Annotated in this window: 16 protein-coding genes; 11 read left to right on the top strand and 5 right to left on the bottom strand. The window is 72.2% G+C overall.

The genetic code is table 11. The features are described from left to right. Positions 1-8: 8 nt before the first annotated feature. Genes ACZ7LU_RS33615 through ACZ7LU_RS33600 form a run of 4 tightly spaced genes read left to right on the top strand, consistent with a single transcriptional unit; the run spans position 9 to position 2,647 of the window. The gene (locus ACZ7LU_RS33615; protein WP_398303577.1) at positions 9-428 is read left to right on the top strand and encodes a roadblock/LC7 domain-containing protein; all 420 of its coding nucleotides are present in this window, start codon (positions 9-11) and stop codon (positions 426-428) included. Further along, complete coding sequence (locus tag ACZ7LU_RS33610) at positions 425-787, top strand: DUF742 domain-containing protein (protein WP_398303579.1); 363 nt, start codon at positions 425-427, stop codon at positions 785-787. Before ACZ7LU_RS33615 ends, ACZ7LU_RS33610 begins: the two co-directional genes overlap by 4 nt. Then, the gene (locus ACZ7LU_RS33605) at positions 768-1,382 is read left to right on the top strand and encodes a GTP-binding protein (protein ID WP_470974537.1); all 615 of its coding nucleotides are present in this window, start codon (positions 768-770) and stop codon (positions 1,380-1,382) included. The genes ACZ7LU_RS33610 and ACZ7LU_RS33605 overlap by 20 nt, the downstream gene beginning before the upstream one ends. Beyond that, a complete protein-coding gene (locus ACZ7LU_RS33600; protein ID WP_468304569.1) occupies positions 1,379-2,647 on the top strand; it encodes a cytochrome P450 in 1,269 nt (422 codons plus the stop codon). The genes ACZ7LU_RS33605 and ACZ7LU_RS33600 overlap by 4 nt, the downstream gene beginning before the upstream one ends. A 56-nt stretch (positions 2,648-2,703) precedes the next feature. On the opposite strand, the gene ACZ7LU_RS33595 is transcribed toward ACZ7LU_RS33600, so the two are convergent. The 3 genes from ACZ7LU_RS33595 to ACZ7LU_RS33585 form a co-directional block, all read right to left on the bottom strand. Then, complete coding sequence (locus tag ACZ7LU_RS33595) at positions 2,704-3,930, bottom strand: cytochrome P450 (protein WP_471918890.1); 1,227 nt, start codon at positions 3,928-3,930, stop codon at positions 2,704-2,706. Between the two features lie 110 nt (positions 3,931-4,040). After that, complete coding sequence (locus tag ACZ7LU_RS33590; RefSeq protein WP_471918889.1) at positions 4,041-5,408, bottom strand: APC family permease; 1,368 nt, start codon at positions 5,406-5,408, stop codon at positions 4,041-4,043. A 553-nt stretch (positions 5,409-5,961) separates the two neighbouring features. After that, positions 5,962-7,404 (bottom strand): type III PLP-dependent enzyme domain-containing protein, encoded by a 1,443-nt coding sequence (locus ACZ7LU_RS33585; protein WP_471918888.1) that lies wholly within the window; start codon positions 7,402-7,404, stop codon positions 5,962-5,964. Positions 7,405-7,573: 169 nt separating this feature from the next. Here ACZ7LU_RS33585 and hutU point away from each other — a divergent pair, with 169 nt between their 5' ends. The 5 genes from hutU (at position 7,574) to ACZ7LU_RS33560 (ending at position 13,405) form a co-directional block, all read left to right on the top strand. Further along, the gene (hutU, locus tag ACZ7LU_RS33580) at positions 7,574-9,232 is read left to right on the top strand and encodes a urocanate hydratase (protein ID WP_398303591.1); all 1,659 of its coding nucleotides are present in this window, start codon (positions 7,574-7,576) and stop codon (positions 9,230-9,232) included. A gap of 65 nt (positions 9,233-9,297) precedes the next feature. After that, the gene (locus ACZ7LU_RS33575; protein WP_471919086.1) at positions 9,298-10,500 is read left to right on the top strand and encodes an allantoate amidohydrolase; all 1,203 of its coding nucleotides are present in this window, start codon (positions 9,298-9,300) and stop codon (positions 10,498-10,500) included. Next, positions 10,497-11,843, top strand: coding sequence for a formimidoylglutamate deiminase (locus tag ACZ7LU_RS33570; protein ID WP_471918887.1), 1,347 nt, complete (start codon positions 10,497-10,499; stop codon positions 11,841-11,843). Before ACZ7LU_RS33575 ends, ACZ7LU_RS33570 begins: the two co-directional genes overlap by 4 nt. Positions 11,844-11,895: 52 nt before the next feature. Further along, positions 11,896-13,077 carry an imidazolonepropionase gene (gene hutI, locus ACZ7LU_RS33565; RefSeq protein WP_471918886.1) on the top strand — a complete coding sequence of 394 codons (1,182 nt, stop codon included), beginning with the start codon at positions 11,896-11,898 and terminating at the stop codon, positions 13,075-13,077. A gap of 103 nt (positions 13,078-13,180) precedes the next feature. Next, the gene (locus ACZ7LU_RS33560; protein WP_468305595.1) at positions 13,181-13,405 is read left to right on the top strand and encodes a hypothetical protein; all 225 of its coding nucleotides are present in this window, start codon (positions 13,181-13,183) and stop codon (positions 13,403-13,405) included. Between the two features lie 20 nt (positions 13,406-13,425). Here the strand turns inward: ACZ7LU_RS33560 and ACZ7LU_RS33555 are convergent, their stop codons facing one another. Beyond that, positions 13,426-15,102, bottom strand: coding sequence for a carboxylesterase/lipase family protein (locus ACZ7LU_RS33555; RefSeq protein ID WP_471918885.1), 1,677 nt, complete (start codon positions 15,100-15,102; stop codon positions 13,426-13,428). Between the two features lie 209 nt (positions 15,103-15,311). Between ACZ7LU_RS33555 and ACZ7LU_RS33550 the strand changes: the two genes are divergently transcribed. Together ACZ7LU_RS33550 and ACZ7LU_RS33545 are read left to right on the top strand one after the other, a co-directional pair. Further along, positions 15,312-16,748: a DUF8189 domain-containing protein gene (locus ACZ7LU_RS33550; protein ID WP_398303598.1), complete on the top strand. Its 1,437-nt coding sequence runs from the start codon at positions 15,312-15,314 to the stop codon at positions 16,746-16,748. 71 nt (positions 16,749-16,819) lie between these two features. Continuing rightward, positions 16,820-18,187 (top strand): PLL family lectin, encoded by a 1,368-nt coding sequence (locus ACZ7LU_RS33545; protein WP_471918884.1) that lies wholly within the window; start codon positions 16,820-16,822, stop codon positions 18,185-18,187. A gap of 57 nt (positions 18,188-18,244) precedes the next feature. On the opposite strand, the gene ACZ7LU_RS33540 is transcribed toward ACZ7LU_RS33545, so the two are convergent. Next, the gene (locus ACZ7LU_RS33540) at positions 18,245-21,523 is read right to left on the bottom strand and encodes an ATP-binding protein (protein ID WP_471918883.1); all 3,279 of its coding nucleotides are present in this window, start codon (positions 21,521-21,523) and stop codon (positions 18,245-18,247) included. Positions 21,524-21,583: the final 60 nt, after the last annotated feature.

Raw genomic sequence — 21,583 nt, 5'->3', positions numbered from 1 at the left:
TACCCACCATGCAGACCACTGACAACAGCCTGACCTGGCTCCTCCAGAGCCTTCTCCAGCGCACCCCCGGTACGCGGCATGCCCTGGTGCTCTCCCGGGACGGCCTGAAGCTGTGCTGGAGCGAGCATCTGACGCTCGACCAGGCCGACCAGCTGTCGGCGATCTGTTCCGGCATCCAGGCCCTGGCCCAGGGCGCGTCCGCGGAGTTCGGCGACGGAACCGGCGGCGTCCGGCACTCCATGACCGAATTCCACGGCGGACTCCTCTTCATCGTCGAGGCGGGGCAGGGAGCGCACCTCGCCGTCATCGCCGACGAGAACGCCGACCCGGGCGTGGTGGGCCACCAGATGACGGAGCTCGTGGAACAGATCGGGGAGCACCTGCGCGCCGAGCCGCGCGCCGAGGCCGAGAGCAGCGGCTCCTCGTGACGCCGCGCAGGCCCGTGGACATCGGTGACCCGGACCGGCTCTACACGGTCACCGGTGGCCGCAGCCGGGCCGACGACGATTCGTTCGACCTCGTCACGCTGGTGGTGAGCGAGTGCGAGCCCACGGCCGGGATGCAGTCGGAGCACGCCCGGATCCTCGACCTGTGCCGGCATCCGACAGCCGTGGTGGAGATCGCCGCGGAGCTCAAGCTGCCCATCACCGTGGTGCGGATTCTGCTGGGCGACCTGCTCGCGACGGGCCGGATCACGGCCCGTCATCCCCGCGCGGCCCACGCGGTCGCCTCGATGCCCGAATCCGACCTTCTCAAGGAGGTGCTCCATGGGCTCCGCAACATCTGAGCTGCCGTCCCGCACTCCGCTGTCCGACACCGCAGAGACCGGCTTGAAGATCGTCGTGGTGGGCGGATTCGGCGTCGGCAAGACCACGCTGGTCCGCTCGGTCAGCGAGATCCGCCCGCTGAACACCGAAGAGGTCATGACGCAGGCGGGCATCGGTGTCGACGAGACGTCCGAGGTGGCCGCCAAGACCACCACGACGGTGGCGTTCGACTTCGGCCGGATCAGCCTCAACGAACGCGTGGTGCTCTACCTGTTCGGCGCGCCCGGCCAGGAGCGCTTCTGGTTCCTGTGGGACCGGCTCTTCGCCGGCACGCTGGGCGCGGTCGTCCTGGTCGACACCCGGCGGATGGACGACTCCTGGTACGCGATCGACCGTCTGGAGCACCACAGGACGCCGTTCGTGGTGGCGGTGAACCGGTTCGACGACGACACCGCCAGGCACTCGCTGGACGAGATCCGCCAGGCCCTCGCGCTCCCCGACCACGTGCCCCTGATCGACTGCGACGCGAGGGTGAGATCGTCCGGCAAGGACGTCCTGATCACCCTCGTGGACCACCTCTACAAACTGGCCATGGCCCAGGAGATGACACCGTGACCGAGCCGACCGGATCCCCTTTCGAGCAGAGCGACCCTCCGCCGGGGTGTCCCGCTCACGCCGGTGCCGTACGCCTCGGCGGTCTGGAGTACCAGCAGACACCGGCGCAGCTCTACCGCGGCCTGCGCCGCGAGCACGGGGCGGTCGCGCCGGTGCTGCTCGACGGGGACGTGCCGGCGTGGCTGGTCCTCGGGTACTCCGAGGTCAGCTATGTGACCGGCCACGACGAGCTGTTCGCCAGGGACTCGCGCCGCTGGAACCAGTGGGACCGCATCCCCCCGGACTGGCCCCTGATGCCCTTCGTCGGCTACCAGCCGTCGGTCCTCTTCACCGAGGGCGAGGAGCACCGGCGCCGGGCCGGTGTGATCACGGAGGCGCTGGAGGGCGTCGACCAGTTCGAACTGGCCAGGGACTGCGGCCGGATCGCCGACCGGCTGATCGCGGCGTTCGCCGGCAGCGGCCAGGCGGAACTGATGAGCGCGTACGCCCACGCCCTGCCGATGCGGGCCGCGGTGCAGATGTGCGGCATGCCCGAGTCGGGCACCGATACCCAGCAACTCGTGGACGACCTGCGGATCTCGCTCGACGCGGCGGAGGGCGACGACCCCGTGGCGGCGTACACGCGCGTCGGCGAGCGGATCCAGCTCCTCGTCAAGGAGAAGCGGGAGAGGCCGGGCGCGGACGTCACCTCGCGGATGCTGCTGCACCCCGCGGGCCTCACCGACGAGGAGATCGTCCAGGACCTGATCTCCGTCATCGCCGCGGCCCAGCAGCCGACGGCCAACTGGATCTGCAACACGCTGCGGCTGATGCTGACCGACGAGCGGTTCGCCCTGAACGTGTCCGGCGGGCGGCTGAGCGTGGGCGAGGCGCTCAACGAGGTGCTGTGGCTCGACACCCCCACGCAGAACTTCATCGGGCGCTGGGCGGTGCGCGACACCCAGCTGGGCGGGCGGCAGATCCGGGCGGGCGATTGTCTGGTGCTCGGCCTCGCCGCCGCCAACACCGACCCGCAGATCTGGCCCGAGTCGCACGTGGGACCGGAGAACTCCGCGCACCTCTCCTTCAGCCACGGCGAGCACCGCTGCCCCTACCCGGCCCCCCTGCTGGCCGACGTCATCGCCAGGACCGCGGTCGAGACGCTCCTGGAGCGGCTGCCCGACCTGGTCCTCGCGGTGGAGCCGGAGGAGCTGAGGTGGCGCCCGTCCATCTGGATGCGCGGCCTGACGTCGCTGCCGGTGCAGTTCACGCCGGTGACGCACTGAGAGCCTGAGAGCCTGTGTCATGACCCCGGCCGGGCGGCGCCCGCCCCGCTCCGGAATCAGGCGGTGACGGGGGTGAAGCGCACGGGCAGCGACTGCGGGCCGCGCGTGAACACCCCCTGCTCCACCGGGTCGAAGCCCTCGGCGAGCCGTACGTCGGGCATCGCGTCCAGGAGCTGGCCGACGCCGATCTCCACCTCCGCCTTGGCCAGCAGGGCGCCCACGCAGAAGTGGCGGCCGAGGGCGAAGGAGAGGTGGTCCGCGGCGGCGGAGAACGCGGTCGTGGTGGTCAGGTCGTCGCGGAAGATGTCGAAGCGGTCCGGGTTCCGGTAGCGCCGCTCGTCGCGGTTGGCCGACCCGATCAGGCAGGTGACGGTGGCACCGGCGGGCACGGTGCCGCCGGTGAGCTCCACGTCGACCGCCGACTGCCGCATGATCATGTGGACCGGCGGCGTGTGGCGCAGCGTCTCGGCGAACGCGCGGGCGATCAGGGTGCGGTCCTGCCGGACGGCTTCGAGCTGATCGGGGTGGGTCAGGAGGTTGGCGAAGATGGAGGCGATCGCCTTGTCGGTGGTCTCGCCTCCGGCGGCCAGCAGCAGGCTGCAGAAGGCCTTGATGTCCTCGTCGCTCATGCGCACACCGTCGACCTCGGCGGCACACAGGGTGGACAGCAGGTCGTCCCCGGGCCGGTCGCGGCGCTGCCGGATGATCGGGATCATGTACTCGGCGAACTCCACGCGGGTCCGCTCGCCGGCCGCCGCGACCTCGGGATCGCCCGCCAGGTTGCCCAGGAAGGCGATGACCGTGGTGTACCAGCGGTGGAAGCGCGCGTGGTCGGCCTTGTCGAGGCCCAGCATGTCGGCGATCACGTTGACGGGGAAGCGGGTGGCGTAGGCCTCGACGAGGTCCACGCCACCGGTGTGCCGGAAGGTGTCGATGAGCTCGCGGGAGTTGCGCTCGATCACCGGCAGGAACTTCTCCTGGAGGTCGCTGCCGCGGAAGGCGGGCGCGACCAGGGCCCGCCGCACGGCGTGCTCCCGGCCGCTGAGCTGGAGGATCGTCTTGCCGTGGACGGGCTCGATCTGCCAGTCGTAGTTGTCGGTGGTGAACTGCGAGCCCTTGTCCTTGAACACGCGCTCGACGTCCTCGTACCGCGAGATGATCCAGCTCTGGGTCGCCTCGTGCCACAGGAGCGGTGTGCTCTCCCGCATCGCCCGGTAGGCCGGGTAGGGGTCCTTGGCGAACTCGGGCGAGAGGATGTCGGGGACCTGCTGCGCGGCGGACATAGAGCTCCTTGGTCGGTACAGGCAACGCGCCTCAGGCTATTGATCGCCGCTGACCCCAACCAGCCTCCTCCTGGCCGACTGTTGAGCGCTGCACTAACAATGGCCGAAAATCACCCCTCTCCCCGGGCCTTCAGCACCGCCTTGTTGACCGCCCACAGCGCGATACCGATGGCGATCAGGACGCCCGCCCGGATGTAGACCTCCGCGGGGCGGTCCGCCAGCGGGCTGGCGAGGACCAGGGCGGTGACCGCGCCCAGGACGGGCAGCACCGTCGGCGTACGGAAGTGCTCGTGCTCGACGGGGTCGCGGCGCAGCACCAGGACCGCCACGTTGACCACCGCGAAGACGCACAGGAGCAGGAACGCCGTCGTGTCGCCGAGCCCCTCGATCTCACCGGTCGACACCAGGCCGATGGCGAGCAGGGAGACGAAGACGATGCCGACGACCGGCGTCCGGCGCTTGGCGAGGACGCGGCCCATGGCGCGCGGCAGGATGCGTTCGTTGGCCATGCCGTAGCAGAGCCGGGAGGCCATCATGATGTTGATGAGGGCCGAGTTGGTGACCGCGAACAGGGCGATCAGGGCGAAGAGTTTGTGCGGGAAGTCGACGCCGCCGGCCTTCACCACCTCGAGCAGCGGACCGCTCGAACCCTCCAGGGTCTTGTAGTCGACCAGGAGGGACGAGACCAGCGCCACCAGGACGTAGATCGTGCCGGTCACCGCGACGCCGATGAAGATCGCGCGCGGGAAGGTGCGGACGGGGTCCTTCGTCTCCTCGGCCATGTTCACCGAGTCCTCGAAGCCGACGAAGGCGAAGAAGCCGAGCGCGGTCGCTCCCAGCACGCCTGTCATGAGGGCATACGCGGTCCCGCCCCCCGCCTCGAACTCGGTGAGGCGCGAGGGCTCGCCGTCCCCGGTCAGTACGGCGTACACGCCGATGGCGAGGATGATCGCGAGGCCGGTGAGTTCGACGAGGGTGAGGACCACGTTCGTCTTGACCGACTCCGAGACGCCCCGCAGGTTCAGCGCGGCAAGCAGCACGATGAAGGTGATGGCGATCAGGGTGGGCGGCAGCGCGTCACCGGTCAGCTCGCCCAGGTAGTCCCCGCTGAAGGCGCGGGCCGCCGCGCTCGCGGACGACAGCCCCGAGCACATCACCATGAAGGCGATGATGAAGGTGAGGAACGGGGTCTTGAACGCCTTCTGCGTGTAGAGCGCGGCACCGGCCGCCTTCGGGTACTTGCCGACCAGTTCGACGTACGACGCCGCCGTCAGGATCGCCACGACGAACCCGATCGCGAACGGCAGCCACAGCGCGCCGCCCACCTTCCCCGCGACCTTGCCGGTGGTGGCGTAGATCCCCGTGCCGAGGATGTCGCCGATCACGAAGAGGATCAGCAGCTTGGGGCCGATGGCACGGTGCAGCGTCGGCTCTTCGGCCGGTGGTGGTGCGGCGGCGGACGTGTCCGATGTCGTCACAGGAGCCTCCCCCGGGGTTCGGGACTGGATCGGGACTGAGGGTCTGCCCGTGATCCAGATCACTAAGCCCAACTTGAGCAACCTCAGAGACTTCCCCTTCCCCTTACGGGGGCGCTGCCGAAGGCCCCGCCAGGGTCACCTCGCGACAGGTGCGCGGTGAAGGGTCGCCTTGCCGCAGGGTCCCCAGGGGCGCGGGGAACTGCGCGACCAGCCACGACGGGCCCGCAGCGGCGAACGGTTCAAGCCCCGCAGACGCGTCTGCCCAGGGGGCGCCTCGTGCGGGTGCGGCCCGTCGTGGGTTGCTCGCGCAGTTCCCCGCGCCCCTCAGGGCGCGGGCACCCGGCGACGGGGTCGCGGTGAAGGGGTGCCTTGCCGCAGGTGCCGTCAGGGGCGCGGGGAACTGCGCGCTCAGCCACCACGGGCCCGCAGCGGCGAATGGTCCAAGCCCCGCAGACGCGTCTGCCCGGGCGGCGCCTCGTGCGGGTGCGGGTCGTCGTGGGTTGCTCGCGCAGTTCCCCGCGCCCCTGAGGGGGCACCCGGCGACGGGTGCGGGCTAAAGCTGACGCAGCGCGTCGCGTTCCGCGCCGCCCCCCGCCTCCGCCACGATCTCGTCCAACGTCTGCGGCTCCCGTACGACCGCGAAGCGCACCTCGCCGGTGCGCGAAGGATCCGCGGAGAAACCCCAAACAGCGGTCCGGGCAAGGCTGTTGTAGGAGTAGTGCTGCGCGAAGTAGTACGCACCGGTGTCCAGCGCCGCCACGTAATCCCCCGCTTCGAGCAGCGGCAGCGGCCGGTTCTCCGCGAGCAGGTCCCCCGCGAAGCAGGCCGGCCCCGCCACGTCCTGCCCGACGGCGGGACCGCTCTTGGGCCGCCCCTTCGCGTCGTACGCGGCGATCCGCAGCGGCCACGACGCGGGCGCGTACACGGTCCGGGTCGCCACCTGCACGCCCGCGTGCGTCACGGCGATGGGCCGCCCGCCCGCCCGCTTCGCGTACTCGACGCGGGCGAGCACCGTCCCGTGCTTGGCGAGCAGCGAGCGGCCGAACTCGGTGACGATGCCGTACCGCCCGTCGAGCAGTCCCGGCACCCGTGCCTTGAGGCGGCGCGCGTACTGCGCGTGGGTCGGCGTCTCGTCGTCGGAGCCGAAGTTGACGGGCAGGCCGCCGCCGATGTCGATCGTGTCGATCTGCCGCCGCCCGGCGCGTTCGTTGATCTCCTCGGCCAGTTCGTACGTCGCCGCGACGCCCCGCACCATCATCTCCAGGGGCATGCCCTGCGACCCGGAGTGCGCGTGCAGGCGGGTCAGCCACGGCCGGTCGAGGCAGGCCCGGACCACCCATTCCCTGGCGCCCTCGTCGAGCAGCGGCACCCCGAACTTGGAGGTGGCCGTCGCCGTCGAGAGGGCGCCGATCGCGCCGCCGCCGATCTGCGGGTTCACGCGGATGCCGACGGGCGAGCCGGTCACGGCCGACTGCATCAGGGCGTCGACGCGGGCCAGCTCCTGCGGGTTGTCCGCGTTCACGGCGATGCCGAGCGCCAGCGCCTCGCGCAGCTCGGCCGGGGTCTTGGCGGGCGAGTCGAGGACGGTGTCGGCGGGCGGTATCCCGGCGGCCCGCGCGAGGGCCAGCTCGCCGGGGGACGCCACCTCGGCGCCGATCCCCGCCGAGCGCAGCAGCCGAAGCACCGGCACGAGCGGGGTCGCCTTCACCGCGAAGGCGTGCAGGACGGGGGTGCCGGGCGGGGTGACGGCGTCGAAGGCGGCGCGCAGGGCGGCGGCGCTCGCGCGGATGCCGACGACGTCGAGCAGGCCGACGACGGGGGCGGCAGGGCCGACGACGCCCCGCTCGACGGCGGCGAGGACGGCCTGGTCGCGGCGGGCAGCGACATCGGCACCGGCACCATCGGCGCCGGCGCCGGCGCCGGCAGCGGTGTGGAGGACCTGGGTCTCCTGTGTCTCGTCCCGTGCCTGCTGGTCGTCGTCCTCGTCGTGAGCCATGTGATCCAGCCAATCATCCGTGGGCGCGACCCCGCTGGCGTACTCGCGCATTCGTTCGCTATTGACTAGCCCTATTCAGAACCCCAGGATGTGAATAACAAGGTCACAGCAGCAAGGTCACAGCGTCAAGCTCACAGCGTCGAGCTCACAGCTTCGAGGAGGCATCGCCATGTCAGGACCCCGCCCCGTACGGGCACCGCGCGGTACGGAACTGAGCGCCCTGGGATGGCAGCAGGAAGCCGCCCTCCGCATGCTGCAGAACAATCTCGACCCCGAGGTCGCCGAGCACCCCGACAAGCTCGTCGTCTACGGCGGCACCGGCAAGGCGGCCCGCGACTGGCGCTCCTTCGACGCCATGGTGCGCACCCTCAAGACCCTGAAGCAGGACGAGACGATGCTCGTCCAGTCCGGCCGGCCCGTCGGCGTCATGCAGACCCACGAGTGGGCGCCGCGCGTCCTCATCGCCAACTCCAACCTGGTGGGCGACTGGGCGAACTGGGAGGAGTTCCGCCGCCTGGAGCAGCTCGGCCTCACCATGTACGGCCAGATGACCGCGGGCTCCTGGATCTACATCGGCACGCAGGGCATCCTCCAGGGCACCTACGAGACCTTCGCCGCCGTCGCCGCCAAGAAGTTCAACGGCACCCTCGCCGGGACCATCACCCTCACCGCGGGCCTCGGCGGCATGGGCGGCGCCCAGCCGCTCGCCGTCACCATGAACGACGGCGTCGCGATCTGTATCGACGTCGACCCGCGCGCCATCGAGCGCCGCATCGAGCACAAGTACCTCGACGTGAAGGCCGACTCGCTGGAGCACGCGCTCCAGCTGGCCGTCGAGGCGCGGGACGCCCGCCGCCCGCTCTCCATCGGTCTCCTCGGCAACGCCGCCGACCTGGTCCCCCGCATGCTCGCCGAGTCCGCCCCCATCGACATCGTGACCGACCAGACGTCGGCCCACGACCCGCTCTCGTACCTGCCGAGCGGCGTCGCCTTCGACGACATGCAGGCGTACGCCACGAAGGACCCGGCGGGCTTCACCACCCGCGCCCGTGAGTCCATGGCCAGGCACGTCGAGGCGATGGTCGGCTTCATGGACGCGGGCGCCGAGGTCTTCGACTACGGCAACTCGATCCGCGGCGAGGCCCAACTCGCGGGCTATGACCGCGCGTTCGCCTTCCCCGGCTTCGTGCCCGCCTACATCCGCCCGCTCTTCTGCGAGGGCAAGGGTCCGTTCCGCTGGGCGGCGCTCTCCGGCGAGGCCTCCGACATCCACAAGACGGACAAGGCGATCCTCGACCTCTTCCCGGAGAACGAGTCGCTGCACCGCTGGATCAGGATGGCGGGGGAGCGCGTCCACTTCCAGGGCCTCCCCGCCCGCATCTGCTGGCTCGGCCAGGGCGAGCGCGACAAGGCCGGCGACATGTTCAACGACATGGTCGGCAACGGCACCCTCGCCGCGCCCCTCGCGATCGGCCGCGACCACCTCGACTGCGGTTCCGTCGCCTCCCCGTACCGCGAGACGGAGGCCATGCTCGACGGCTCCGACGCGATCGCCGACTGGCCCCTCCTGAACGCCATGGTGAACGTCGCGTCCGGCGCCTCCTGGGTCTCCCTCCACCACGGCGGCGGCGTCGGCATGGGCCGCTCCATCCACGCGGGCCAGGTCTCGGTCGCCGACGGCACGAAGCTGGCCGGCGAGAAGATCCGCCGGGTGCTCACCAACGACCCCGGGATGGGCGTCATCCGGCATGTGGACGCCGGGTACGACATCGCGGAGCGCGTGGCGGACGAGCGGGGCGTGCGGGTTCCCATGCGGGAGGGGGAGTGAGTAATTCAGCCCCTCCGGCGATCGAGGAGCGGGGTCCGGGGCGGAGCCCCGTGTCCTTCCAGGAGATGTGGCGGGACCTGAGTTCCATCGGCCGCGACGCCGGCTCGGGCGGCTACCGCCGCTACGCCTGGACGGCGGCCGACTCCGACTGCCGCGCCTGGTTCAAGGCGCAGGCCGACACCCGGGGCCTCACCTACGAACTGGACCGCAACGGCAACCAGTGGGCCTGGCTCGGCGACCCCGCGGCCGGTGACGCCGTCGTCACCGGCTCCCACCTGGACTCCGTCCCGGACGGCGGCGCCTTCGACGGCCCCCTCGGCGTCGTCTCCTCCTTCGCGGCCCTCGACGAACTGCGCGAGCGGGGAGCCGAGTTCACCAAGCCGCTCGCCGTCGTCAACTTCGGCGACGAGGAAGGCGCCCGCTTCGGTCTGGCCTGCGTGGGGTCGAGGCTCACCGCGGGACAGCTCACCGTCGAGGCGGCGCACAAGCTCCGCGACGGCGACGGCGTATCGCTGCCGCAGGCGATGGAGGCGGCGGGTTACGACCCGTACGCCATCGGCCCCGACCCCGAACGCCTCGCCCGCATCGGCGCGTTCGTCGAGCTGCACGTCGAGCAGGGCCGCGCCCTCGACCTGTCCGGCGACCCCGTCGGCATCGCGAGCGCCATCTGGCCGCACGGCCGCTGGCGCTTCGACTTCCGGGGCGAGGCCAACCACGCGGGCACCACCCGCCTCGTCGACCGCCGCGACCCGATGCTGTCCTACGCGGAGACGGTCCTCGCCGCCCGCCGCGAGGCCGAACTCGCGGGCGCCGTCGCCACCTTCGGCAAGATCTCCGTCGAGCCGAACGGCGTCAACGCCATCCCGTCCCTGGTCCGCGGCTGGCTCGACTCCCGCGCCGCCGACCAGGCCACCCTCGACACCGTCGTCACGGGCATCGAGAAGGCGGCCCGCGAATACGCGGACCGGCACGGCATCGACCTCGACGTCGTCCGCGAGTCCTTCACACCGGTCATCGAGTTCGAGGACGCGCTCCGCGACGAGCTGGGCGCGATCCTCGGCGCCCGCGCGGAGCGCCCGCTCCCCGTCCTCGGCACGGGCGCGGGACACGACGCGGGTATTTTGTCCGGCTCGATCCCCACCGCCATGCTGTTCGTACGGAACCCCACGGGCGTCTCGCACTCCCCGGCGGAACACGCCGCCGAGGACGACTGCCTGGCCGGGGTGACCGCACTGGCCGACGTACTGGAAGGGCTGGCCTGCGCATGACGACGTACTGGCTGGAGCACGCCTGGCTCGGCACCCATGTCGAGCCGGGCGTCGCGGTCGACGTGGCGGACGACCGGATCACGGACGTCCGCAAGGGGGTCGACGCACCCCCGCCCGGCGCGACGGTGCTGCGCGGCCTGACGCTCCCCGGCCTGGCCAACACCCACTCGCACGCCTTCCACCGCGCGCTGCGCGGCACGGTGCAGGTCGGCTCCGGCACGTTCTGGACGTGGCGTGAGGTCATGTACGGGGTGGCGGACCGGCTGACGCCGGAGACGTACCACGCACTGGCCCGCGCGGTCTACGCGGAGATGGCGCTCGCGGGCATCACGACCGTGGGGGAGTTCCACTACCTCCACCACGCGCCCGGCGGCACCCCGTACGCGGACCCCAACGCGATGGGCGAGGCGCTCATCCAGGCCGCCGCCGACGCGGGCGTCCGCATCACGCTCCTCGACACGGCGTACGTGGCGTCAGGGCTCCTCGACGCGCGGCGCGGCAAGCCCCCCAACCGCCACCAGCTCCGCTTCTCCGACGGTACGACGGAGGCGTGGGCCGAGCGCGTCTCGTCCCTCAAGGATCGCCCGCACGCACGGATCGGCGCGGCGATCCACTCCGTACGGGCGGTTCCGGCACAGCAGCTGGGCACGGTGGCGGACTGGGCGGCGGACCGTCAGGCGCCGCTCCACGTCCACCTCTCCGAGCAGACCGCGGAGAACGACGCGTGCCAGGAGGTGCACGGCTGCACGCCCACGCAGCTCCTCTCCGACCACGGTGTCCTCGGCCCCCGCACCACGGGCGTCCACAACACGCACCTCACGGAGGAGGACATCGGGCTGCTCGGCGGCACGACGACGGGCACCTGCATGTGCCCGACGACGGAACGCGACCTGGCGGACGGCATCGGCCCCGCCCTCCACCTCCAGCGGGCGGGCAGCCCGCTCTCCCTGGGCAGCGACAGCCACGCCGTCATCGACATCCTCGAAGAAGCCCGCGCCATGGAGCTGGACGAACGCCTCCGCTCGCACACGCGCGGCCACTGGACGGCGGCGGCACTGCTGCGCGCGGCGACGGCCGACGGGCACGCGGCGCTCGGCTGGCCGGACGCGGGCGTCATCGAGCGCGGCGCGCTCGCCGACCTCACGACGATCGCCCTCGACTCGGTCCGCACGGCGGGCCCGGTGCCCCGCCTGGCCGCCGAGACGGCGGTGTTCGCCGCGACGGCGGCGGACGTCCGCCACACGGTCGCCGCGGGCCGCCACGTGGTCCGCGACGGCGCCCACACCTCGGTCCCCGACGTCGCGTCGGCCCTGACGGAGGCGATCGCGGCGCTGCGAGACTGACACGCCGCCCTGATCCCGCCAGTCTCAGCCCCTCCCCCTCCCGGAGACCCTGATGCCCACCACCCTCATCACCAACATCGCCGGCCTCGTCACGAACGACCCCGCCCAGGGGGACGGCACCCCCCTCGGCCTCCTGACGGACGCGGCCGTCGTCCTGGACGGCGAGACCGTCGCCTGGGTGGGCCCGGCGGCCAAGGCCCCGGCGGCGGACGAGATCCACGACGCGAGGCACCGCGCCGCGATCCCCGGCTTCGTCGACTCCCACTCCCACCTCGTCTTCGCGGGCGACCGCACCCAGGAGTTCAACGCCCGCATGTCGGGCCGCGCGTACTCGGCGGGCGGCATCCGCACGACGGTGGCCGCGACCCGGGCCGCGACGGACGCCGCACTCGAGGCGAACCTCACCCACTACCTCCGCGAGGCCCTCCGCCAGGGCACGACCACCTTCGAGACGAAGTCGGGCTACGGCCTGAACACCGAGGACGAGGCCCGCGCCCTGCGCATCGCGGCGAAGCACACCGAAGAGGTCACGTTCCTCGGCGCGCACATCGTCTCCCCGGACTACGCCGAGGACCCGGCGGCGTACGTGGACCTCGTGACCGGCGAGATGCTGGACGCCTGCGCCCCGCACGCCCGCTGGATCGACGTGTTCTGCGAGAAGGGCGCCTTCGACGGCGACCAGGCCCGCGCCATCCTGACGGCGGGCAAGGCGAAGGGCCTGCACCCCCGCATCCACGCGAACCAGCTCTCGTACGGCCCCGGCGTGCAGCTGGCCGTCGAGCTGGACGCGGCGAGCGCCGACCACTGCACGCACCTCACCGACGCCGACGTCGACGCCCTCGCGAACAGCGACACGGTCGCCACGCTGCTCCCCGGCGCGGAGTTCTCCACCCGCGCCGAGTGGCCCGACGCCCGCCGCCTCCTGGACGCGGGCGCGACGGTCGCCCTCTCCACGGACTGCAACCCGGGCTCGTCCTTCACGTCCTCCGTCCCGTTCTGCATCGCCCTCGCCGTACGGGACATGGGCATGACCCCGGACGAGGCGATCTGGTCCGCCACGGCGGGCGGCGCGGCGGCCCTGCGCCGCACGGACATCGGCGTCATCCGCGAGGGCGCCCGCGCGGACCTGGCCCTCCTCGACGCCCCGAGCCACGTCCACCTGGCGTACCGGCCGGGGGTGCCGCTGGTCGCCGAGGTGTGGCAGCGGGGCAGCCGAGTTACAGCGGATGGGTGATTCCCCGCTGACGGCCTCTCTCGTTGAGCGATGCGCCGGAGCGTTCCGCTCCGGCACGCGAAGACGCGAGAAGACCCGAGAAGTGGAGAGATCTGTGCGTCGAATGAGCATGGCCATCGCCCTGGCCGTGGCCGCCGGCGGGCTCGGCCTGTCGGCCGCGACCGCCCAGGCCGCCCCCGCCGCCCCCGCCGCCCCTGTCCAAGGACCTCCTTTCCCCTACGCGGACTGCCTCAAGGCGACCGCCGACAAGGGTGAGAGCCCGGCGCAGGGCAAGTGGCACTGTGACCAGCTGGTCCGCAAGGGCTGGGTCAAGCCGCCGAACCGCTGAGCACCGCTGATCCCTGCTGATCACCTTGCCGGGGGGCCACCTTCGCGGGCGGCCCCCCAGAAGGCGAGGTTGTGTTCCCGGTAGTAGTCGACGGGCCCGATCCGGTGCGGTGCCAGTGACTGTGTGTACGGCGTGTGTGGGGTGTAGGGCGGCCAGGCGGGCAGGCCACCGGCACCCGGCGTGCCGGTGCGGGCGAACGCCGCCCAGTAATCGCTCATCGTGGCCGACAGGCGCCGCTGCGCCGGGGTGAACTGCGGCTCGGCCGTCTCGTCCTCGAACAGGTACGGGATGTCGCCCGCGTGGAAGGCGCCGAAGTCGAAGTCGCCGGGCAGCGGCAGGAACATCGGTGCGTCGCGGTCGGCGAACTCGTAGGCGTACAGGGGGACATGCCGGGCCAGCGCCTCGTGCTGGGCCCGCGTGCCGCGCGCCCACATGCGGTCGGTGATCACGGTGGCCCACGCCAGCGCGGGGGAGGGGAAAGCGGCCGTGGGGTACTCGGCCCGCACCCGCTTCGCGAACTGCCCGCCGAACGCGGTGCGCAGCGCACGCCCGTAGTCGGCCTCCGTGAACTTCCTGCCCACCGCGTCGTACGTCATCCCGACGAACGTCCGGTGCTCGTCGAGTGTCGCGCCCGACAGGACGGGCACGCGGTGGAAACGCCCGGCGCTCAGGGCCTTCGGGGGCAGCTCGGGCAGGGTGGCGTTGCCGTATCCGAACGCCTGGAAGGCGTTCATGATGTGCGGCACCTTGAGGATCGTCTTCACGGGCAGGGCGCGCAGGCAGGCGAGCGTGCGCTGCGGGCGGCGGTCCCGGCAGCCGAGGGTCGATGTCATCTCCGTGGTGATGTCCTCCATCTCGCGGCCCGCCCGCCACACGTACCACGGATAGCCCGGCACACCGGGGCCCATCGCACCGGCCGGCATGTCCATCACGGCCTCGCCGCTCGCCATGACGGCCCGGTGGAACAGGCCCTTGGAGGCGGGTGACGTCAGGTGCCCGGCCACGGCGGACGCGCCGAACGACACACCGGCCACGGTGACGTTGCCCGGGTCGCCGCCGAAGGCCCGCGCGTTGTTCCGTACCCAGGTGAGGGCGGCACGCTGGTCCTGGAGGCCGAAGGTGCCGGACCCCGGGAGACCCGGCAGGGCGAGGCCGCCGAAGACGCCCAGCCGGTAGTTGACGGTGACGACCACCAGGCCGCGCTCGGCCAGCCGGCGTCCGTCGAAGAAGCCGCCCCCGCCCACGGAGCCGTCTCCGTGGATCCAGACGAGGACGGGCGCGGCCCGCCGCGGGTGCCGGTCCGTGACCGGCGGCGTCGTGACGTTCAGGACCAGGCAGTCCTCCTCGGTGCTGGAGATCTGCGCGTACGCCGAGGGCACCTGCGGGCACAGTGGCCCGGGCTTCGTGGCGTCCCTGACCCCCTTCCACGGCCGTACGGGGCGGGGCGGCGCCCAGCGGTGGCGCCCCTTGGGGGCGCCCGCGTAGGGGATGCCCCGGAAGACGCGGTGCGCGCCCGCCCGGGCGCCGCGGACGAGACCGGCGTCGGTGCGCACGGTGTCGCCGGCGAGCGGGGGCTCTTGGGCGCCGGAGCCGGGATTCGCCGTGGAGGTGAGCGGGGCGGACAGCAGCGCGGTGAACGTCAGGGCGGTGGCCGTCAGCGCGACGGCCGTCCGGCGGGGAGTTCTGCGATGGATCACGACGGAAGCCTTCCTCGTGGGTGCCCGTCCCGGCGCGCGGACGCACCGAGGACGACCTGAACGAGGCACGGGCCCGGTCGGACGGGCCCGCGCCACTGCCACGGGGCAGGCGCGTGATCGCGTCTTGCGGCCGCGCGATCCCATCACGCGCCCTACGGGTACGACGATCCTCCGCACCGGGCGGGGGACCGAGACCCGAGGAGCCTGACATGGCACCCACCGCACCCGAATTCGGTCCTGACATCGACCCGTACGCGCCCTACGAACCGCAGCGCGACTGCGACCCCGAGGCCAAGCCCGGCCTGGTCGGCTTCCGCGACCTGGTGCTCGCGGCCTACCCCGGTACGACCAACATGGGGATCAGCAGGGCCTGCGGCAGCGGAGGCCAGAGCGAGCACAAGGAGGGACGGGCCTGGGACTGGGGCGTGAACGTGCAGGGCCAGGAGCACCTGGCCGACGACCTCATCAACTGGCTGCACGCCACGGACCGGCACGGCAACCCGCACGCCCTCGCCCGCCGCTTCGGCATCATGTACATGATCTGGAACCGGCGCATCTGGATGGCCAACCGCCCGGACGCCGGCTGGCAGCCGTACCGGGGCGCCAACCCGCACACCAACCACATCCACTTCAGCTTCTCGTGGGCCGGCGCCCGCAAGGAGACGAGCTGGTGGAAGGGTCCCGTGGCACCGGACCGGCGGCAGCGGCTCGCGGTGGGGATGTCGGCGGACGGCCGTGTGGAGGTCTTCCACGCGGCGGTCGACCAGATCTACCACACGTATCAGCACGAACCCGGCGGGACGTGGTCGGGCTGGCGGGCGTTCGGAGGCCCCGCGTCGGCGGCCCTGGCGCTGACGGCGTCACCGGACGGCAGGCTGGAGCTGTTCGCCATGAACGGCGACACGTTCATGCACCGCTACCAGGCGAAGGTGTCGGCGGAATGGGCCGACTGGTACGCGTTCGGCGGCGGCGGGGACCACCTGGCCGTGTCCAAGAACCACGACGGCCGCCTGGAGGTGTTCGCCTCCAACGCCGACGGCGTCCACCACCGTTGGCACAACACCCCTGGTGGGACGTGGCACGACTGGCGGCCGTTGGGTGGTCCGGCGGGTGCGCGTCTCGCGGCGGCTCCGGCGTCGGACGGCCGGATCGAGGTGTTCGCGATGAACGACGACATCTTCCGGCACACCTGCCAGACCGACCTGACGGGGACGTGGCGGGAGTGGGTCGACTTCGGCCTGGGCGGCGAGCACCTGGCGGTGGCGAAGAACCGCGACGGGCGGTTGGAGGTCTTCGCGACCAACGACTCGGGGGTACACCACCGTTGGCAGAACATCCCGGCCGGTGACTGGCACGACTGGCAGCCCTTGGGCGGTCCGGTAAGTGCGCGCCTTGCGGCGGTGGAGTCGCATGACGAGCGGATCGAGGTGTTCGCGATGAACGACGACGTCCTGCAGCACAACTACCAGGTGGATGCTTCGGGGGCGTGGCGCACCTGGCAGGACTTCGGGGGCGGGGGTTACTTCATCCGGGCGCTGCGTAACCGGGACGGTCGGCTGGAGATCTTCGCCAACAACCCCGGCGGCGTACATCACCGTTGGCAGCACCAGCCCGGCAGCACCTGGCTCGACTGGCAGCCGCTGTGACGCCCTCACCCCAGCCCCATCGGCCTCGCAGAGAGCCTCGCACAGAGCCTCGCACAGACAGGAACACTCCCATGGCACCCTGCCGCGTACCCCCGGACCGAGACCTGGACGTCACGAAGACGGTGTACACCGTCGGCCGCGACCTCGGCGTCTCCGACAAAGTGATGCTGGCCGGCTTCGAAGCCGGCTGGGTCGAGTCCCACATGAACAACCTCGACTGCGGTGACCGCGACTCCCTGGGCGTCTTTCAGCAGCGCCCGAGCCAGGGCTGGGGCACACCGCAACAGATCATGCACGTGCCGTACGCCGCCGAGCAGTTCTTCACGCGGGCGATCCGCGTCGAGCAGCAGCACCCGAACCTGACGGCCGGGCAGACGGCCCAGAGAGTGCAGCGTTCCGCGTTCCCCGACCGGTACGACCAGGCCGAGGGCAAGGCCCGCGCGCTGCTCGAAGAGGCGAAGGAGGCGGTCGGTCCGGGAAAACCTGACCGGCGGCAGCGGCTCGCGGTGGGGATGTCGGCGGACGGTCGTGTGGAGGTGTTCCACGCGGCGGTCGACCAGATCTACCACACGTATCAGCATGAGCCGGGTGGCGCGTGGTCGGGCTGGCAGGCGTTCGGCGGCCCGGCGTCGGCGACGGTCGCGCTGGCGGCGTCGCCGGACGGGCGCCTGGAGCTGTTCGCCATGAACGGTGACACGTTCATGCACCGCTATCAGGCGAAGGTGTCGGCGGAGTGGGCCGACTGGTACGCGTTCGGCGGGGGAGGGGACCACCTGGCGGTCGGGAGCAATCACGACGGCCGGTTGGAAGTCTTCGCCTCCAACTCCACGGGTGTGCATCACCGTTGGCACAACACGCCGGGCGGTACGTGGCACGACTGGCGGCCGTTGGGTGGTCCGGCGGGTGCGCGTCTTGCGGCGGCTCCGGCGTCGGACGGGCGGATCGAGGTGTTCGCCATGAATGACGACATCTTCCGGCACACGTGCCAGACGGATCTGGCGGGGACGTGGCGGGAGTGGGTCGACTTCGGTCTGGGGGGTGAGCATCTGGCGGTGGCGAAGAACCGTGACGGGCGGTTGGAGGTCTTCGCGACCAACTCGGACGGGGTGCATCACCGTTGGCAGAACGTGCCGGCCGGTGACTGGCACGAGTGGCAGCCGCTGGGCGGTCCGGTGAGTGCGCGCCTCGCGGCGGTGGAGTCGCACGACGAGCGGATCGAGGTGTTCGCGATGAACGACGACGTCCTGCAGCACAACTACCAGGTGGACGCTTCGGGGGCGTGGCGTACCTGGCAGGACTTCGGCGGTGGGGGCTATTTCATCCGGGCCCTGCGCAATCGGGACGGCCGGCTGGAGATCTTCGCCAACAACCCCGGTGGCGTCCATCACCGTTGGCAGCACCAGCCCGGCAGCACCTGGCTCGACTGGCAGCCGCTGTGATTCTGCCTTCGCAGATCCGGCCGTCGCGGACACCCGTGTGGTGTCCGCGACGGCCGGTCACAGTTTCCAGCGGAGGTCCCGGTCGGGGGTGTAGCGGCACATCGTCCCGGTGGAGAGGGCCCGGCGCAGGTGGGCCGCGAGGTCGGGGTGCCGCTGGTCCAGCTTGCGCAAGGTGTCACGGATGCGGCCGGTGACGTTCTTGCGGGCGCGCTCGCGCGAGTCGCCCAGGCGGCGCGGGCGGCCTCCGAGGCCCGCGTAGCGCCGGAGCTCCTCCAGGAGGTCGGCGCGCTCCTGGTCGTAGGCGGCCGCACGCTGCTCGTCGCCCTGCCCGACCGCCCGGTCGATCTCCTCCTCCAGGCGCTCCAGATGACGTCGGTAGCGGGTGCGGGCCTCGTCGTCGAGCACGTCGTCGGCCCCCATGCCGTGCACGGTGGCGACGGTGTCGTCGTCCGGGTTCAGCAGCCGGACGGCGGCGATGTCCTGGCCGGGCAGGCTCAGCAGGCAGTGCAGGTCGCGTAGCCCCTTCGCGTCGGGCATGTGGACGGTGCGGCCCTCGTACGTCAGCCGCCACACCTCACCGATGCGCCGGAACTCGTACGCGGCGGGGGTGTCGTCCGGGCCGGGACGACCGGCGTCCGCATGACCGGCATCTGCCGCACGACCGGCGTCCGCAGGACCGGCGTCCGCATGACCGCCGCCCAGGTGCTCGACGCGGGCGAGCAGATGCGTCATGCCGAGCTCGTGCGCCTGTGACTCCGCCTCGCCGAGCAGACGGGCCACGTACCGCTCGTCGTGGCCGCCCTGCGCCGCGAGCGCGGCCGCCAGTTCGAGGCGGGACCGCAGCGACCAGGGCAGGGCGTGCAAGCGGTCGGCCGACCGGCACGCCTCGGTGAGATGGCGTACGGCCGGGTCCCAGCGCTGCCGCGCGGCGTCGAGGATGCCCAGCCAGAGCGTGGCCGGACCGCTGATGTCCCACCCGAAGAGGGAGACCAGCCACTGCCCGGTGTACGGGACGAGCGCGGCGTGGGCGTTGTCGCACCACGCCGGGTCGCCCGACGCGGCGGCCGCCTGCGCCTGGTAGCGCAGCCACAGCGGGGTGACGCTGCGGTGGAGCACCGTGTCGCCGCCGGCGCCCGCGCCGGGGCGGGGGACGGGCACGCCCCCGCACTCGCCGGCTTCCAGTTCGGCGAGGGCCTCGACGAGGTCGACGTACGGATGCTGCTGGGCCCGCAGCGTGTCGAGGAGCTGCCGCGCCTCGGCGAACCTGCCGCGCAGGACGAGCAGGCTCCAGCGGTGGTGGGAGACGAAGTAGTGGTAGTAGTTGGCGCCCGGGGTGCTCATCGACTCCGAGGCTTCGAGGAGCTCGGTCGCCTCGGCGAACCTGCCGGTCAGGGCGTGGACGATGCTGTGGTCGATCACGGAGTGCAGCCGCAGGCGGGCCGAGCCGTCGGCGGCGCCCAGCGCCACCATGGCGTGGAAGTCCGCCATGAAGCGCGGGTCGCCCGCCTCCAGTGCGGCGACCCAGCGCATGGACATCGCCACGTGCTCCGTCCACCGGTCGCCACGGCGCCGGGACACCGCGACGAGCTCGTCCGCCAGGGCCCGCCGGTCGCCCACCGTCCGCGGACCCCACTCCGACTGGAGCCGTGCCCAGAGCCCGATGTGCAACGTGTCGTCGTCGCCCGCCGCGCGGGCCCCGTCGATCACGCCGGCCGCCACGTGTCGGGCCAGGGAGGACTGCGACAGGGTCGGTCCGCCGTCGTCGCCCGCCGTCGCCGGTTCCCCGGCGGCGGCGCGCTGTTGTTCGTGGGCCCACCGCAGGGCGCGCGGCTTCAGCAGCGCGGTGTCGCCACGGCCGTCGGAGCCGTACAGAGTCAGCGCCGTCCACCCCATCAGCAGGGGATCGGCCAGGCCCCGCGCCAGGGTGGCGGCGTCGGCGTACACGCGCCAGGACCGCTCGTGCTCGCCGAGCATCTGGAGCGCCGTCCCGAAGTGGAGGCCGAGGAGGACCCGGCGTGCGGGGGCCGTGTCCCCGAGGCGGTCGAGGGCGCGTTCGTAGTGCCCGGCCGCTTCCTCGTGCGCCATGCGGTTCTCCGCGTGCCGCGCGGCGGACAGCAGGAGGTCCACGGCCTCGTCGCGGTCCAGCTCCTCGAAGGCGAGATGGGCGTGGCGGGCCAGCTCCACCGGGAGGGTCACGTCCTGCTCGTCCGTGGTGCTCCGCAGCGCACGGACGGCGGCCGCGTGCAGTCGGCGTACGCGCCGGGTGTCCAGGCCGCCGTACAGGGTCTCGCGCACGAGGTCGTGCTCGAAGAGCACGCTCTGGGCGGACCCCTCCCTGGAGGACTCGTACGCCACGAGCCGCGCGTCCGCCGCCTGATCCAGCCACCGGCGCACCTCTTCGGGCGAGGTGCCCATGACGCTCGCCAGCGTGTCGGTGCGGAACCGCCGCCCCAGCACGGACGCGGCCCCCAAGCAGTCGGCGACGGCACCGTCCAGCAGGTGCAGCCGCTGCCGGAGGGAGGCGTGCAGGCCCGGAGACATCCCGCTCACCTCGTGACCGCCGGCCCACAGGCGCGCCGTCTCCTGTACGAAGAAGGGGTTGCCGCCCGTCCGGTGCAGCACGTCGGCGACGAGCTTGCCGTCCGGTGCGCTGCCCGCCGTACGGTGCATCAGTTCGGCGACGTCGTCGGCGCCGAGCCCCGTGAGTGTGAGCGTCGTCGCCCGGCCGGTCAGTGACCGGAGCCGGTCGCGCAGGGAGTGGTCAGGCCGCTCGACCTCCACGAGCCTGCACGTGGCCACGATCAACACCCGCTCCAGCGACACGTGCTGGGCCGCGAACTCCAGGAGGGCGACCGACGCCGGGTCGGCCCAGTGCACGTCCTCAAGGACCACCAGGACGGGCTGGTGCTGCGCCGCGGTGACCAGCATGGTCGTGACCGCGTCGAACAGCTCGAACCGGCCCGACTCCTCCGCCCCGCCGCCCCCGCCGTCAAGCAGCACCTGCCACACCACACCGGCAGCCTCCGACGCCGCCTCCCACGCCTCGGCCCGCAGGGACCTGCGCAGACCGCGTATGACCTGCGTCCAGGGCCAGTACCCCGGCGTGCCGTCGGCGCCCCAGCACGACCCGCGCAGCACGGCCATGCCCGCGCGCCGCGCCTCGTGCACCGCGCAACCGGTGAGAGCCGTCTTGCCGATCCCCGCCTCACCGGTGACCAACAACAGCCCGCCACGCCCCCCACGGGCCCGCTCCAACTCGGCACGCAGCGCCCGCAGAAACTCCCCTCGCCCGAGGAGCCCCTGCCCGCCTCGGTCCTCCCCCGACCCCACGCTCACGACCGCCCCCGCCCCCGCCCGCGCAACGTCCCCATCCGGCGACAGCCGTTGCCTCTCGCA

This window comes from Streptomyces sp. NPDC039462, from assembly GCF_055639375.1.
Note: the sequence above shows the minus strand (reverse complement) of the source record. Positions and strands in the feature narration are given on the sequence as shown.

What these genes read in the sequence shown, in the direction of transcription:
- hutI (WP_471918886.1), top strand. Translation starts at nt 11,896, where the DNA reads ATGCCCACCACCCTCATCACCAACATCGCCGGCCTCGTCACGAACGAC.
- ACZ7LU_RS33545 (WP_471918884.1), top strand. Translation starts at nt 16,820, where the DNA reads ATGGCACCCTGCCGCGTACCCCCGGACCGAGACCTGGACGTCACGAAG.
- ACZ7LU_RS33615 (WP_398303577.1), top strand. Translation starts at nt 9, where the DNA reads ATGCAGACCACTGACAACAGCCTGACCTGGCTCCTCCAGAGCCTTCTC.
- ACZ7LU_RS33560 (WP_468305595.1), top strand. Translation starts at nt 13,181, where the DNA reads ATGAGCATGGCCATCGCCCTGGCCGTGGCCGCCGGCGGGCTCGGCCTG.
- ACZ7LU_RS33570 (WP_471918887.1), top strand. Translation starts at nt 10,497, where the DNA reads ATGACGACGTACTGGCTGGAGCACGCCTGGCTCGGCACCCATGTCGAG.
- ACZ7LU_RS33595 (WP_471918890.1), bottom strand. Translation starts at nt 3,930, where the DNA reads ATGTCCGCCGCGCAGCAGGTCCCCGACATCCTCTCGCCCGAGTTCGCC.
- ACZ7LU_RS33550 (WP_398303598.1), top strand. Translation starts at nt 15,312, where the DNA reads ATGGCACCCACCGCACCCGAATTCGGTCCTGACATCGACCCGTACGCG.
- hutU (WP_398303591.1), top strand. Translation starts at nt 7,574, where the DNA reads ATGTCAGGACCCCGCCCCGTACGGGCACCGCGCGGTACGGAACTGAGC.
- ACZ7LU_RS33575 (WP_471919086.1), top strand. Translation starts at nt 9,298, where the DNA reads ATGTGGCGGGACCTGAGTTCCATCGGCCGCGACGCCGGCTCGGGCGGC.
- ACZ7LU_RS33585 (WP_471918888.1), bottom strand. Translation starts at nt 7,404, where the DNA reads ATGGCTCACGACGAGGACGACGACCAGCAGGCACGGGACGAGACACAG.
- ACZ7LU_RS33605 (WP_470974537.1), top strand. Translation starts at nt 768, where the DNA reads ATGGGCTCCGCAACATCTGAGCTGCCGTCCCGCACTCCGCTGTCCGAC.